This window comes from Alistipes sp. DJF_B185 (genome assembly GCF_964250025.1).
In the GTDB taxonomy this organism is placed as follows: domain Bacteria; phylum Bacteroidota; class Bacteroidia; order Bacteroidales; family Rikenellaceae; genus Alistipes; species Alistipes finegoldii.
Genome location: NZ_CAXUDY010000002.1, coordinates 452,216 through 467,235 on the forward strand (window position 1 = coordinate 452,216; position 15,020 = coordinate 467,235).

Consider the following 15,020-nt stretch of genomic DNA (forward strand, 5'->3'; position numbering starts at 1 on the left):
TTCCGATGAAAAAGACAATGCTTTTTTTGCTGCTTGCGTTCTGTTTCTCGAACTCGGTCCAGGCCGGTCAGGATGCAGTATCTATCAAACTGATTTCTTTCAATATGCGTACCAGTTGGGGGCGCGACGGCGACAACAGTTGGCCGAACCGTCGTCACTCCACGGCGCAAATGCTCCGGCAGGAGGCTCCCGATGTGATGGGCGTGCAGGAAGCCATGCAAGACCAGTTGTATTACATCGACACCGAATGTCCCCGGTATGCCCGTGTCGGCGAAGATCGTGACGGCGGGGCCGAAGGCGGCGAAACGATGGCGGTGTTCTACCTCCGCGACCGGTTCGAACTGCTGGACAGCGGCACCTTCTGGATCAGCGAGACTCCCGACAACGTGTCGCGCGGATGGGATGCCGCCTGCAACCGCACGGTAACATGGGTCGAATTGCGCGACAAGAGTTCGGGCAAAGAGTTTTTCTATTTCAACACTCACCTCGACCACCAAGGGAAAATTGCCCGTGAGGAGGGCGTGAAACTGATCGTGACGAAGATTCGACAGATTGCCGGTAAGAAAGCGGCGGTTATCTTGGGCGGAGACCTTAATACATCCATTGACAATCCGCATCTCAAGCCGTTGACCAGACTGATGGCTTCGGCACGCGATACAGCGGCGGAAACCGATCAAAAGGGAACATTCAATGGTTTCGGATCGGCTCCGGACACGATTATTCTCGATCATCTTTTCTACCGCGGCAGGATGAAATGTCGAAAGTTCGTCACCCTCGACGGCGATTACGGGGCGCCTTACATTTCGGATCACTATCCGATAGCAATGGTTTTTACGCTCTGAAAGCGACGAGGCCGATTCGTCGAACCGGCCTCGTCGTACTGTCCGGAATTTGAACTCCGTTATCGGAGAGCCTGGATCAGTCCGGTTCGAGCGTCCGGTATTTCATCGAGCGGATAGTACCGGTGGATGATCGTTCGATCCTTGATGACAATAATCCGCACTCCCGAAGGAGCGTCTCCCAACGGTCGGCCCACGGCACTCGTGGTTATCATTCCGATGTTGTCGTACGATGTCTCCGCGTTGTCGTGCAAATGTCCCGTAAAGACGGTTTGCACACCGGTTTCCCGGAACAGTTCGAAATATCTCCGGCGTTTTTCCGGCGAAATGGTCGAATAGCCGTCCGGTTCGTCGATTTGCCGGAGAAAGAACGGGTGGTGTGCGAAGACAAGAGATGTCCGGCTGGCCCTTTTCTTTTTGAGCGAACGGGCCAGCCACCGGAACTGATTCTCTTCTTTCGAGGGGTCCCGGGTTTCGTCTTTCAGGTAATCCGAGTTGATGCCGGTCAGTAGGATCCCGTTCACACGCACACAGAAGCGGTCGGTTCCGAGGTGTTTCGTGTAGGGTTCCACATCGACGGAACCCTCTTCCAGCCGGACGTCGTGGTTGCCCGGGAGATAAAGGGTCTTGATGCGGGGATTTATTTCTGCGACGATCCGCAGGAATTCCGTCCATTGGCTCTCGTCCGCTGCATTGTGCACGTAATCGCCGGTGAAGACGACGACATCGGGGCGGAGCCTGTTTATTGCTTCGACGGTTTTTGTGAGGGTGCGGGTTTCATAGGCCATGTCGCGGTTGTCGGCATAGAACCCCATCTGGGGGTCCGAAACCTGCATGATGATCGTGACCGGAGATTTTTCCCTTGCGGATGTGAGTGCGGCCGTCAGACAGCAAAGAGTTGTTAAAATGATCTTTTTCATTGGATTATAGATGAATGCATAGCCAAAAATAACGAATGGGTTGCCGAAATCCAAAAAAAAACGAAGGAATCCCACTTTATTTTCCTTACGGTGTTTTTCCGGTAAAATTTCGACCTTTTTTCTAAATAAGAGAAGAATTTTGTATCGGCATTTCAACCGAAACTACTTTATCTGAAAATTGTAAAATGAAACATGCTCATGACACACGTTTACGACATTACTTCTTATCCCGTTCTCTATTTGTAGTCGGGTCCCATCTCTACGAATCGCTAATGTTTGATCCCAGAAAATCATGAAATGTATTAAGATTGATAATATGTTGCGGACTGCGCGGTTGATTATGCTCGCCGTGTTGTCCGGAGGTATTTTCGCGGTTCCTTGCGGAATATATGCACAGTCTGCTCCCCGAACGGTTTCCGGTACTGTCACCGATGCGGCCACCGGAGAGCCGCTGATCGGAGCCACCGTACAGGTAAAAGGTGTGACCATCGGTACTACGACGGACCTGAACGGAATGTTTTCGATCAACCTGCCGGCAAACCGGAAAACACTGCTTTTCTCCTATGTCGGGTATGAAGCCCAGGAGATTGCGGTTGGCCGTGAGAATTATCTCAACGTGGCGTTGAAACAGGACGCCAATGCGTTGGACGAAGTTGTGGTGGTGGGTTACGGCCAGCAAAAGAAAGGCATGCTGGTGAGCTCGGTACAGTCCATCGCTCCCGCGGAACTGCGGATGCCTTCGTCGAGTTTGTCGACCGGGTTTGCCGGACGCCTGGCCGGTGTGATCGCCGTGCAGCGCAATGGACAGCCCGGTGCCGACCAGGCGGATTTCTGGATACGCGGTATCTCCACGTTCGGTTCCGCGACCAAGCCGTTGATCATCCTTGACGGTGTGGCTATCGACGCGAATGAACTGAACGGGCTGGACCCGGAGATTATCGAGAGTTTTTCGGTGCTCAAGGATGCTACGGCGACCGCTCTCTATGGTTCGCGGGGAGCCAACGGCGTGATGATCGTTACGACGAAGAACGGTAAGAATCTGGATAAGCCGGTCATTAATTTTCGCTTTGAGACGGCTCTTTCGACTCCGACGAGCCGCCCGGAAACGGTCGATGCGGTGACCTATATGCAGATGTACAACGAGTCGGTTCTGACGCGCGGTACGGGGCAGATTCCTTATACGCAGGCGAAGATCGACGGTACGCGGGCCGGCAGCAACAAATATATCTATCCGGATGTGAATTGGTACGATGAGATGTTTAAAAATTTGGCAGTCAACGAAAACTTTAACTTCAATATCCGCGGCGGCAGTTCGAGGGTCGATTACTTCATGAGCGCCACCGTCCGTCACGAGGAAGGTATGTTGAAGAACCTGAGCCGGGATTACTTCTCCTATAACAACAATTACTCGGTTTGGCGTTACGCTTTCCAGAACAATGTCAACGTCAATCTTACGAAGTCTACCAAAGTGTCGCTGAAAATCAACACCCAGCTCCGGGATACGCACGGGCCGGTGAAAAGCAGCGAAAACATTTTCGGAATGATCATGAACGGCAATCCCGCCGATATGCCGATAACCTTTCCCGACGATCCGACGGTAAACCATATCCGTTGGGGCGGCAAAGCCATGGTGAAGAATCCCGTGGCTGAAATGGTTACCGGCTACAAAGACGAGTTCCAGAGCGTATTGAACGCCAATCTGAGTCTGGATCAGAATTTCGATTTCATCACCGAAGGGCTTTCCGCTTCGGCGCTGATCTCTTTCAAGAACTATTCCTATACCCAGACATCGCGTTCGGCAGGTTATAATTCCTACGAAATTTCGGGTACGCATACGGGCGATGACGGATTGGAAGACTATGATCTGGAGATCCGCGGCAACGAGCAAAGTACGACACTCGCCACCTCCAGCAGTACTGACGGAGACCGCAAGATATATATCCAGGGAATGATCAACTATAACCGCAGTTTCGGCCGTCATGACGTGAGTGCTATGGTCGTGTATAATCAGGAGGAGACTGCGCTCGGAAATCCCGGTAGTCTGTTCAGTTCTTTGCCCAAGCGTAAACAGGGCCTTGCGGGCCGTCTGACCTACGGGTACGACAACCGTTACCTCATCGAGGCCAATTTCGGATACAACGGCAGTGAGAATTTCGCCGAGGGACGGCGCTTCGGCTTTTTCCCTTCGGTGGCCGTGGGATACGTGGTCAGTCAGGAGAAATTTTGGGCGCCTATCAAGAAGGCCGTCTCTTATTTCAAACTCCGCGGTTCGTACGGTCTTGTGGGCAACGACAGCGAGGAGACGCGTTTCATGTACATGTCGGACCTCTCCCTTTCCGGAGCCGGATATACGACGGGCGCCGACGGGGAGTATACGCTGAGCGGTCCCGTTTACAACCGTTTCGAGAATAAGAAGATCACTTGGGAAACCGGAGAAAAACTCAATGTCGGTGTCGATCTGCAATTTTATAACCGACTGAATGTAATGGTCGATCTGTTTCAGGAGGTCCGGAGCGGTATTTTCCTGGAACGCGGCACAGTTCCGGCTTTTCTCGGAACGGCTACGACAAAAGTGTACGGCAATCTGGGTAAGGTGAGAAATCGCGGTTTGGATCTCTCGATGGATTATACCCATCAGATCGGCAAGGATTTCTTCATTTCTGCCAAAGGAACCTTCACCTTCGCCCGCAACCGGGTGCTCGAACAGGATGAGCCGGATTACCTGCAGTATCCCAATCTTTCGCGGGTCGGCCGTTCGGTCAATTCGTTCCTGCTTTATGAGGCGCAACGCCTGTTTATCGACAATAACGAGGTGAAATACAGTCCTGAACAACTGCTGGGCGGTGAAATCATGGCCGGCGACATCAAATACGTCAACCAGCCCGATGCGAACGGCAACTACGACAACACGATCAATTCGAACGACCGTATTTATGCAGGGTATCCCGAAGTGCCGGAGATCGTCTACGGGTTCGGGTTTTCAGCGCAGTGGAAAGGACTCGATTTCTCGGTCTTCTTCCAGGGTACGGCCAATACGTCGCTCGTGATGAGCGGATTCCATCCGTTCGGTATCAATAACAATGTCAAGCGCAACGTCATGCAGTTCGTCGCCGACGATTACTGGAGCGAAAGCAATCCGAATATCTATGCGGCCTATCCGCGGTTGAGCGTCGTGGAATACGGCAACAACACGGTTGCCTCGACCTACTGGCTCCGCGACGCGTCGTTCCTGAAACTGAAAAACGCGGAGATCGGCTATACCTACAAGAAAATGCGTTTCTACATCAGCGGATCGAACCTGCTGACCTTCTCGAAATTCAAGTTGTGGGACCCCGAACAGGGCGGCGGATCGGGACTGAAATATCCGACCCAGCGGGTTTTCAACATTGGAATCCAGATGACGTTATAAAATAAATTCCAAACGAAATCCTATGAAATATTACACACATATTCTATCCCTGATTTTATCTGCCGCATTCCTGTTTCAGGCGTGCAGTTATCTGGACGTAGTCCCCGATGAGACGCCGGACGAGAAAGACGCCTTCCAGAACCCGACGATGGCCGAACGCTATCTCTATTCCTGTTATTCGTTCCTGCCCAATCCGCGTCACGAAACAGCTTCGCTGGATCTGATGACGGCCGATGAAGTGGTGACCCCGTGGGAACACGAGACCTTCGCCAACTTCCCGAAGGGAAACTACAACGCCAGCGAACCGGTGATCTCCTACTGGAATACGCTTTTCGGAGGTATCAGGCGGTGCTACATCTTGCTGGAAAATATCGACGCAGTGCCCAACATGACGGAGGCGAATCTCCGGATTTACAAAGGAGAGGCGAAATTCCTGATCGCTTATTACCATTTCCTGCTTTTGAAGAACTACGGTCCGATTCCGCTTATCAAGGGCGTCATGTCCATCGATATGGACAAGGCGGACTTCCCCGAGCGGGACAGTTACGACGTATGTGTGCAGTGGATCTCTGACCTGTTCGACGAAGCGGCCGGGATGCTGCCGGCAGAGCAGACCTCCACGGCCTACGGCCGGGCCACGAGCGTTGCTGCCAAAGCGCTGAAATCACGGTTGTGGCTCTATGCCGCTTCCCCGCTCTTCAACGGAAACAGCGAATACTATGCAAATTTCGTCAGCAAAGTGGACGGGCGCCATCTGATCAGCCAGACTTATTCGGAGGCAAAATGGGAAAAGGCGGCTTCCGCAGCCGAGGAGGCCATTGAGGTCGCTAAGGCCGCAGGTTATAAACTCTATACCGAAAGTCCGGTGGTTACGTCGAGGTTCGCCCAACCGACCGATCCCGTGCATCGGGTGCTCCGTCTGAATTTCATGGATTACAACACTTCGAAAGAGGTGCTGTGGGCCGATACCCGGAAAGAGGGTCACTATGGGTTGCAATACAAGTCCACTCCCTATCGCGTGGGTCCGTCATCGGGCAACGGTGTCGGCGTGACATTGACGATGGTCGAGATGTTCTATTCCAAAAACGGACTTCCGATCGATCTCGACCCGGAATACGACTATACCGGGAGGTACCGTTACGGGGAGTATCATAACGATGTCTGCGACGGTGTGACCATGAACCTGAATATCGATCGTGAACCCCGCTTCTATGCGTGGGTGGCTTTCCAGAACGGGTATTACGAAGTGCTCCGTCGCGACGGAGCTGACGACAACGCGAACATCGTGCAGACGAAGTTCCGCAAAAACGATGTTTTCGGCATCAAGGAGCGCACGACGAACTACACCCCTACGGGATACCTCAATAAGAAGGGTTGTTCGCCGCTCTACAACAACATTCAGGAGGACGTTGCCGCTCCGCATTATCCGTGGCCGGTGATTCGCATGGCAGAGCTGTACCTGAATCTTGCGGAGGCTTATGCCAACTTGGGACGGATTGACGAAGCGGCAGCAGCGCTGAAACCGGTCCGCGAACGGGCGGGACTGGACCCGGTGGACGAGGCTTTCGAAAAGGCGGGGCTGACGCTTGGACGCGACGAAATGATCCGCATGGCACGTCAGGAGCGGACTATCGAACTTTATCTGGAGGGGCACCGCTTCTGGGATGTGCGCCGTTGGAAAGAGGGCGACAAGTATTTCAACGTCCGCCCCAAAGGCATGAATTACAACGGGGAGTCCGATGCCGATTTCTTCCGGGTGACCGAGGTGATCGTCCAGCGCAAGTTCATGACTCCGATGCATTACCTGATGCCGATACCCAAGGATGACATCAACAAGAACGAACGAAAGTTCGTCCAGAATCCGGGTTATTGACAGAATCACGAATTTGAAAAACTGCATCTATGAAAAGCATATATAAAATACTGTTGCTCTTTACCTGTTCGTGCGGCGTTTCGTGCGGCGGGGACGATGAGCCTGTCATGACGGCGCTCGCCGTACAGGGAATCCGTGCCGAGGCATTTCCGGGAGCGATCCGACTGACATGGAACCCGATCGAAAGCCGTGACTTCCTCTATGCCGAGGTTTCGTATTACGATTTCGGCACGCAGACGACAATTTCGAAGCAGTGCAGCCGCTATACCGGCACCCTCTACATTGACGGACTGCTAAACCGATATGGGAAGTACCGTTTCACATTTACGGCTTACGATGTAAACGGAACGCCCGGGCAACCCGTCTATATCGAACGGCAGTGTGAAAAGGCCGAGTCCTATTATGTGGTTGTTGCGGAGAATCCGATCCCGCTCGCAGCAGACCAGTTGGCTACCAATGCCCAGGAGCCGAGCGAAGGCCCCTTGGAATTGCTTGTGGATGGAAATCCGGATACTTTTTTCCAGAGTTTCTGGGATGAGTGGACCTATCCCGAATTGAAGCCTACGGGTTATCATCACCTGACTTTCGATCTTCGCAAGGAAGTTTCAGCGTTTAAATTCCAATATTGGAACCGTAAGAAAGCGAACGGTTCGCTGCCCAAGACCGTGAATATTTACGGCAGCCCGGATGGCGAAACGTGGACGTTGCTGGCCCAATTGGATAACCTGCCCGGTGATCTGGGTTCCTCCTACACTTCGGAGCAGTTTCTGCCGGAAGAGCCTATTTCCCATGTAAAATACGAGGTGGTGAAAGGAACCGATGTCTACCAGCCCTATTTTTCACTCGCAGAGATCGAATTTTACGAGGTCGTGCGGGAATTGGTCGATCCCGAAGCCGAATGACAATCATAATTGAAAAAGCAACGATAAAGATGAAAAAACTTTTGAAATACATATTGCTGCTAATTTATGTCGCATTGATGCCTGCTTGTGGGGAAGATTCCGGACTGGACGGCGTATTTGCGAATAAGCCTTTTGCCCTGGTGACCGCTGCCGACGGCGGGCGGACTTCCATTTCGGCGGTCATCGACGACGGCAAGCGGACGATCCGTCTGACTTTCGACAAAAAGCGGGATGTGGATGCCGTGGAGTTGACGTTCCAGTTGAATCCCGGGTATGCGATGGTTTCTCCGAAGGAACCGGAGACGACGATGGACCTGACGCAACCCCGAACCGTGACGGTCAGCTCGGGAGCCGGGGAGGTCTCCTACGAAATCTCAGCCCGGAACGAAACCCCGGTCTTGTCGGCCTCTTTCCTGTTTCGCGGGAAACCGATCGAGGGAGTGATTGACCATGAGACGAGGACGGTTTCGTTCCCGATCACGACGATCTATGCTTCGGAATATCCGGAGGAGCTGTTGGGTGCCGTACCGCTGGATATCACGCTTTCCGACGGCTATCGGCCGACAAGCGAAAAGGTTTCGTACGACCTTTCGACCGGGGAGAGTTTTTCCGTTTACAAAGACCGCAATACGTACACTTATAGACTGGTTGCCGACATTGCTCCGATACCAGTGGCGGATCATCTCTCTGATTTCCGGTTTCGGCGCGGCGTGAACCTCGCTTATTGGATGACGGAAGCCGATCGCGACTGGTTGGGCTATGTCACGCCCGCTCAGTTCCCGTTGTGGAAAGAGTTGGGATTCGACCATTTCCGGGTTCCTGTCGACGAGCTGTGCATCTTCGACCGGGAGGGGCGGTTTAACGAAAAGGCCGTCGGGAAATTACACGAACTTTTTACATGGTGCGAGCAAAACGGCATGTATGCGATTCTCGACCTGCACACGCCGGCTCCCCGTGAAGGCTCGGACAGGTACCGGGAAGAGGAGTTGTACGACCCTGCCTATCCCGAATTTCGCGCCCATTTCGTGCATGTTTGGCGGAAACTTGCGGCGGAATTCAAGGGCCACAATCCGAAGTGCGTGGCCTTCGAACTGCTGAACGAGCCCCATGACGGGACGCCCGACGCAACTGGTTGGAACAAGCTTCAGAATGAGGTTCTGACGGCAGTCCGAGAGCAGGACCCCGAACGGATCGTATTCGTCCCGGCAATGGGCTGGCAGGACTACAACTACATCAAGTATGCACGGGTGGCCGAGGAAGATCCCAATGCGGTTGTGTCGTTCCATTATTATCTCCCGATGCTGCTGTCGCATTATAAGATGCTGGCGTGGGTCGGCTATCAGGGAGCCGTGCAATATCCGGGGGTGGTCATTCCCACTCAGTCGGATGCTGACAAATACCCGCAGTATGCCTCTTTTCACAAAACGACCTACAATGCCGACCGGATTATGGGTGAAATGTCCAATGCGGCGTCCGACGGTCGGAATGCCGGACTTGCGGTACATTGCGGCGAATTCGGATGCAGTAAAAACGTCGCGGAAGCGATGCGTTTGGCGTGGTTCACGGATATGGTGGCTGCCATGGAGGCAAATAATATTCCATGGACGCTTTGGGAGTGCCTCGACGGCGGATTCGGATTTGTCGATATGGAATATGGCATTTACCGGATCAACTGTCCTCTGCTGAAAGTGTTGACCGGCAAGGAATTGACCGATGCAGAGGCGAAAGCTCTGCTGCAAAAGTATGGATTTAAAACCGAATAGGAATGTTGTTGAAGATTGCACAGGGCGTATTCTGGATACTTGCTGTTTGCCTGATGCCCGGAACGGCCTATGGGGAGGGCCGGGACGTCCTGCCCGGAAACGCCGCCTATAAGGTCGAGGTTTTTCGGGGCGGAACCTGGGAGGAGATTTTCGTTTACAATGCCCGGGTTTCCGATTATGCCGGCAATCCCGAGGCGGGATATACCCAGTATACAATGGGGTTCGCCTTGTTTACGGACTCGTTTCGGCAGTCGTTGAAGGTCCGCGTGACCCGCCGTGCGGGGACGTTTTCGAAAGTGGAGATTCGTCCGCTCTCTTACGGCATCGTGCCCGACGTGCAGACCCCGAACAGCGTCGAGTTCGAACTGGATGATCCCGCGCAAAAGGTTTCAGTGGAGTTCGACGGCAACCGGATGGAGAACCTCTTCATCCTGCCCGACCTGCCCGACACGGCGATCCCGACGGGTGCCAATGTAACTTATTTCGGTCCCGGGGTGCACAATGCGGGAGTGATCCGCATTGCCAACGAACGCGGCCGCACCCTCTATCTCGACGAAGGGGCTGTCGTGCTGGGGCGGGTCGAGGCCGAAAACGCCTCCGACCTCACGATTCGCGGACGGGGCGTTTTTTGTTCGTCGCAGGAAAACCACGGCGACGGCCGGCGGCCGCAGATGGAATTCCGCAATTGCGACAATCTGAAGATCGAGGGCATCTTGTTGCGTGACACGCCGAACTGGACGCTCAAGATCGTTGGGAGTACGGGCGTGCATATCGACAACATCAAGGAGATCGGCTGGATCATGAACTCCGACGGCATGGATTTCATCTGCTGCCGTGACGTGTTGGTCGAAAACACGTTCCAGCGCAACTACGACGACAACGTGACCATCAAAGCCTTCAACGCCACGCCCGAATACATCGCTTCCCATACAAACACCGACGGCTCCTATTCCGACGGGGCGATCTGGATGGTCGCCGGGCTTCGCAACTTCGAGGTCTGCAACTACGAGATCCGCAACTGCGTTTTCTGGGCCGACAAGGCTCACAACATGCTCGTAGGTCCCGAAGCGCGGGGGATTGCGTTCCGGAATATCCGGTTCCACGACAACATCGTGCTGGAAAACCGTCAGGACGACGGGATTTATCCCGGGGCGATGGCGGTGATGATCGCCGACGACGGCACGTTCGAGGACATTTCGTTCGAAAACATCATTGTCGAGGACATCGACGGCGGAAAGGTTTTCTGCGCGCACTTCACCAACGCCTGGGCGTTCGGCAACCTCTACGGACAATGGGCGCGTAACATCACCCTGCGCAATATCGCCTATACTGGTATGCGGGCGACTCCGAGCTGGATCAGAGGACGCAACGACGCGCAGTCGATCGACGGAGTGACGATCGGGAACTTCACGGTCAACGGTACGCCGGTAACCGACGGATCGGGCCCCCATCTGGAGATCAATGAATATGTCCGAAACGTAACGTTCGAATAGACTTTTGTCATGAGAAGAATCTTAATAACCTCTCTTGCCCTGTGTACGGCCGCGCTGTCAGCCGCCTGCTCCGACTCCGCGTGCGATTCGGACTTGGTTGCGGGCGGAATGGCTATGGTGCGGGCCGTACCGCAGACTGTGACTGCGGAGGCCGCCTATGCCCACCGTGTCTGCCTGATCCGTGAAGGCGTTGTTGCGCAGTCCGTCTCTGCGGCATCCGCCGCGGCGCTCGCACCGTTTCGGGTAGAGCCGGGAACCTATGGAATGCTGGCGGTTGCTGCTGCGGACGAGGATAATCTGACCTTTCCGGCAGCGGAGGGGATCGCTCTGTCGGAGTACGGCGTCCGGATAACGGACATGACCGCTCCGATTCCCGACCTGCTGATCGGGTGCAACAGCCGTTTCGAAGCCGTCGCCGGATCGGTTTCGGCTCCGGTTGGGATGAAGCGGGCCGTGGCTCACCTTACGGTGACTGTCGTGGGGCTGGAAGCGCTCTCCTGCGAAAGTATCACGGTCTCGATTCCCCGGATGTACGACCGGATCGCCTCCGACGGAACGCCCGGAAACAGCGGGGCTGAATTTTCCGAAAAGGCGATCGTGCTGGCTCGGAACAGCGCGGGACGTTATGTCGGCCAGGCCGTCGTCCTGCCGACTGACACAGCCTCCGCGACGTTGGAGTTCCGCTTCACGATCAACGGAAAGAATTATGTTTCCGTGCAGGAAACGCGTATCGAGGCTAATCGGAAATACGCGCTTTCGGTCGCGGCGAAATTTAAGGACGATACCGACCTGAAACTTACGCCCGTGATCAGCTATCTCCCCTGGGACGCTCCGACGACGATTCCCGACGACGGGCTGCCCGCCATGGACGACCGTCCGGCCAATGACGATTTCACGGTAGAGATTTTCCGCAACGGATGCTGGGAAGAGATTTTCGTGCACAATGCCGAAGTTTCGGACTATGCCGCCAATCCGGCTGCGGGGTACGTCCAGCATGACATGGGCTTTGCAATGTTCACCGATGCGTTCGCCGCTCCGTTGAAGGTCCGTGTGACCCGCCGTGCGGGGACGTTTTCGAAAGTGGAGATTCGTCCGCTTTCTTACGGCATCGTGCCCAACGTGCAGACCCCGAACAGCGTCGAGTTCGAACTGGACGATCCCGCGCAAAAGGTTTCGGTGGAGTTCGACGATAACCGGATGGAGAACCTCTTCATCCTGCCCGACCTGCCCGACACGGCGATCCCGACGGGTGCCAACGTAACTTATTTCGGTCCCGGCATTCATAATATGGGGCGCAAGGAGATTCTCTATAAGGATAATCAGACGATCTATCTTGACGAGGGGGCGCTGGTCTACGGCAGCATCTATGCCAAGAGATGCCGCAACTTGACGATCCGGGGGCGGGGCATCCTCTGTTCGTCAAAGGAGAATCACGGTGACGGCCGCCAGCCGCAGATCGAAACCTTCGACTGCGACGGTTTCAAGGTCGAGGGCATCCTGCTGCGCGACACGCCGAACTGGACGCTCAAGATCGTCGGAAGCACGGGCGTGCATATCGACAACATCAAGGAGATCGGCTGGATCATGAACTCCGACGGCATGGATTTCATCTGCTGCCGCAATGTACTGGTCGAGAATACGTTCCAGCGCAACTACGACGATAACGTGACTATCAAGGCCTTCAACGGAAAGACCGATTACGTCACCGCGCACACCGCCTCCGACGGATCGTTCACCGACGCTTCCATCTGGACGGTCTATTATCTGGCGCAGAACAAGTTTGATGTCTACGATTACGAGATCCGCAATTGTGTTTTCTGGGCCGACAAGGCGCACAACATGCTCGTCGGTCCCGAGGCGCGGGGCATTGCATTCCGGAATATCCGGTTCCACGACAACATCGTGCTGGAAAACCGTCAGAACGACGGGATCTATCCCGGAGCGATGGCGGTGATGATCGCCGATAACGGCACGTTCGAGGATATTGCGTTCGAAAACATCATTGTCGAGGACATCGACGGCGGAAAGGTTTTCTGCGCGCACTTCACCAACGCCTGGGCGTTCGACGGACTTTATGGACAATGGGCCCGGAACATCACCCTGCGCAACATCGCCTATACCGGTACGCGGGCGACTCCGAGCTGGATCAGAGGACGCAGCGACGCGCAGTCGATCGACGGAGTGACGATCGGGAACTTCACGGTCAACGGCGCGCCGGTAACCGACGGATCGGGGCCTCATCTGGAGATAAACGGATACGTCCGGAACGTGACGTTCGAATAACCGCCTGAAATCAATAAAAAAATTTTATTAACCACCTTAAACGCATAATTATGAAAAAGTATTCCATGTACACATTTGCCGTCGCCATGCTGGCCGGTATGATTCTGACGGGCTGCTCCTCTTCGGAGGAGATTCCGGGAGGTACTCCCGACAACGAACCGAAACTGAAGATCGAGACCCGCTCGGCGGATGCCGCCGAGGCTGCTTATGCACACCGGGCGATTCTGGTGTCGGAGGGTAACATTGCGGATGCAAAGAGCGCCGCCGATGCTGCGGCTTTAGGTTCTTTCTCGGTCGAGCCGGGCAGCTACACCGTTTACGCTGTCGCTTCCAGCGACGAGACGAATCTCACTTTTACGGGTGTCGCCGCTTCGAATGCCGTTGCCGATGCACGTGTCAAAATAACCGACATTTCGGCTCAGATTCCCGAACTGTTGGTCGGTAATTCCGACGTCGTTACGGTCGGTGCCGAAGGCGCGGCGGCCGCACTCCAGCTCAAGCGCGTCGTGGCATCGGTCACGGTGACGGTCAGCGGACTGGAGAACGTCGATGCCGAGAGCATCACCCTGACGATCGGCAACATGTACGATCAGGTGAGTCTCGACGGAGCGTTTTCCAAGAGCGGAGCCGCGTTCGCATCGAAAAGTCTTGTACTCACCAAGAATGCCGAAGGCAAGTTCGTCGGCAATGCTATCGTGATGCCTACCGATACGGAGGCTTCCAACCTCTCGCTGACTTACAGCGTCAACGGCACGGATTACACCAGCACCCCTGCGGGCCGGATCGCGGCCAACGGGCAGTATGAACTGGCGACGACGGTCGAAGCCGGCAGTTCCTCCTCGAAGGTCAACCTCAACTCGGCGATTACCTACGCGGCCTGGGACAGCACGGTGGTGAATCTTTCCGACAGCTTTACCATCGACGAGACTACCCCTGACAAGCAGTGGATGGGTCCGACAGCCCTTCCAATCAGCGGTTCAGCCGCTCCTGGATACGACAATTTCTGGGCGTCGTCCGATGGAGGCGATTCCGGCTGGGGCGAGACATTCTGGCAGTACAACCTCTATGACGGGAACAAAACGGACGGAAGCAACTATTGGTGTCCTGCCGAATGGGACCGCACGGCTCCCATCTGGTATATCGACCTCGGCGCTGCCAAGCAGGGCGTGACCATCGACTACTGGAACAAGGCTGGCGGTAAGGGCGGTCAGAAAATCAAGACGATGGACATTTACGCAAGCAATACGCGAGCCGATTACGGCGGTGGCAATGCGGATTGGGTGAAGATCATGACTTTCACCTCCGACAAGACCACTCCGACCACGGACGCCGGGGCGCAGGTGACGACGGGCAAGATCGCATTCTCGGAGGATGGAAGCGTCTCCTATCAGTATGTAAAATGCGTGATGACATCTAAGGTTAATCCCGACGGTGCGACCATTACGGATGTGCTCGACGTGAATGTCGGCGAACTGGAGGTTTCGACTTGGGAGTACAAATAGTTGTCGGAAAGGAGTTTCCCTCCTGCGATACGCTGA

Annotated in this window: 9 protein-coding genes; 8 read left to right on the plus strand and 1 reads right to left on the minus strand. The window is 54.8% G+C overall.

Annotation, left to right across the window (positions count from 1 at the left end; all coding sequences use genetic code 11):
• The first annotated feature begins 5 nt into the window (after nt 1–5).
• The gene (locus ACESTR_RS05045) at nt 6–842 is read left to right on the plus strand and encodes an endonuclease/exonuclease/phosphatase family protein (protein WP_019152220.1); all 837 of its coding nucleotides are present in this window, start codon (nt 6–8) and stop codon (nt 840–842) included.
• Nucleotides 843–901: 59 nt separating this feature from the next.
• Here the strand turns inward: ACESTR_RS05045 and ACESTR_RS05050 are convergent, their stop codons facing one another.
• The gene (locus tag ACESTR_RS05050; protein WP_227901012.1) at nt 902–1,759 is read right to left on the minus strand and encodes a metallophosphoesterase; all 858 of its coding nucleotides are present in this window, start codon (nt 1,757–1,759) and stop codon (nt 902–904) included.
• A gap of 340 nt (nt 1,760–2,099) precedes the next feature.
• Here ACESTR_RS05050 and ACESTR_RS05055 point away from each other — a divergent pair, with 340 nt between their 5' ends.
• From ACESTR_RS05055 to ACESTR_RS05085, 7 genes are read left to right on the plus strand one after another with little or no spacing between them, the layout of a single operon-like run.
• Nucleotides 2,100–5,168 (plus strand): SusC/RagA family TonB-linked outer membrane protein, encoded by a 3,069-nt coding sequence (locus tag ACESTR_RS05055; protein ID WP_019152222.1) that lies wholly within the window; start codon nt 2,100–2,102, stop codon nt 5,166–5,168.
• Nucleotides 5,169–5,190: 22 nt separating this feature from the next.
• Complete coding sequence (locus ACESTR_RS05060) at nt 5,191–7,041, plus strand: RagB/SusD family nutrient uptake outer membrane protein (RefSeq protein ID WP_009599100.1); 1,851 nt, start codon at nt 5,191–5,193, stop codon at nt 7,039–7,041.
• A 29-nt stretch (nt 7,042–7,070) separates the two neighbouring features.
• Nucleotides 7,071–7,943 carry a discoidin domain-containing protein gene (locus tag ACESTR_RS05065; RefSeq protein ID WP_026076817.1) on the plus strand — a complete coding sequence of 291 codons (873 nt, stop codon included), beginning with the start codon at nt 7,071–7,073 and terminating at the stop codon, nt 7,941–7,943.
• 29 nt (nt 7,944–7,972) lie between these two features.
• The gene (locus ACESTR_RS05070; protein WP_227901014.1) at nt 7,973–9,706 is read left to right on the plus strand and encodes a glycoside hydrolase family 5 protein; all 1,734 of its coding nucleotides are present in this window, start codon (nt 7,973–7,975) and stop codon (nt 9,704–9,706) included.
• Nucleotides 9,707–9,708: 2 nt separating this feature from the next.
• Nucleotides 9,709–11,199, plus strand: coding sequence for a glycosyl hydrolase family 28 protein (locus ACESTR_RS05075; protein ID WP_177861259.1), 1,491 nt, complete (start codon nt 9,709–9,711; stop codon nt 11,197–11,199).
• Nucleotides 11,200–11,208: 9 nt separating this feature from the next.
• A complete protein-coding gene (locus ACESTR_RS05080; protein WP_177861261.1) occupies nt 11,209–13,482 on the plus strand; it encodes a glycosyl hydrolase family 28 protein in 2,274 nt (757 codons plus the stop codon).
• A 50-nt stretch (nt 13,483–13,532) separates the two neighbouring features.
• Nucleotides 13,533–14,984: a hypothetical protein gene (locus tag ACESTR_RS05085; protein WP_373178916.1), complete on the plus strand. Its 1,452-nt coding sequence runs from the start codon at nt 13,533–13,535 to the stop codon at nt 14,982–14,984.
• Nucleotides 14,985–15,020: the final 36 nt, after the last annotated feature.

Bases quoted from the DNA above. Each gene is read 5' to 3' on its own strand.
- ACESTR_RS05045 (WP_019152220.1), top strand. From the start codon at position 6: ATGAAAAAGACAATGCTTTTTTTGCTGCTTGCGTTCTGTTTCTCGAAC.
- ACESTR_RS05050 (WP_227901012.1), bottom strand. From the start codon at position 1,759: ATGAAAAAGATCATTTTAACAACTCTTTGCTGTCTGACGGCCGCACTC.
- ACESTR_RS05055 (WP_019152222.1), top strand. From the start codon at position 2,100: ATGCTCGCCGTGTTGTCCGGAGGTATTTTCGCGGTTCCTTGCGGAATA.
- ACESTR_RS05060 (WP_009599100.1), top strand. From the start codon at position 5,191: ATGAAATATTACACACATATTCTATCCCTGATTTTATCTGCCGCATTC.
- ACESTR_RS05065 (WP_026076817.1), top strand. From the start codon at position 7,071: ATGAAAAGCATATATAAAATACTGTTGCTCTTTACCTGTTCGTGCGGC.
- ACESTR_RS05070 (WP_227901014.1), top strand. From the start codon at position 7,973: ATGAAAAAACTTTTGAAATACATATTGCTGCTAATTTATGTCGCATTG.
- ACESTR_RS05075 (WP_177861259.1), top strand. From the start codon at position 9,709: ATGTTGTTGAAGATTGCACAGGGCGTATTCTGGATACTTGCTGTTTGC.
- ACESTR_RS05080 (WP_177861261.1), top strand. From the start codon at position 11,209: ATGAGAAGAATCTTAATAACCTCTCTTGCCCTGTGTACGGCCGCGCTG.
- ACESTR_RS05085 (WP_373178916.1), top strand. From the start codon at position 13,533: ATGAAAAAGTATTCCATGTACACATTTGCCGTCGCCATGCTGGCCGGT.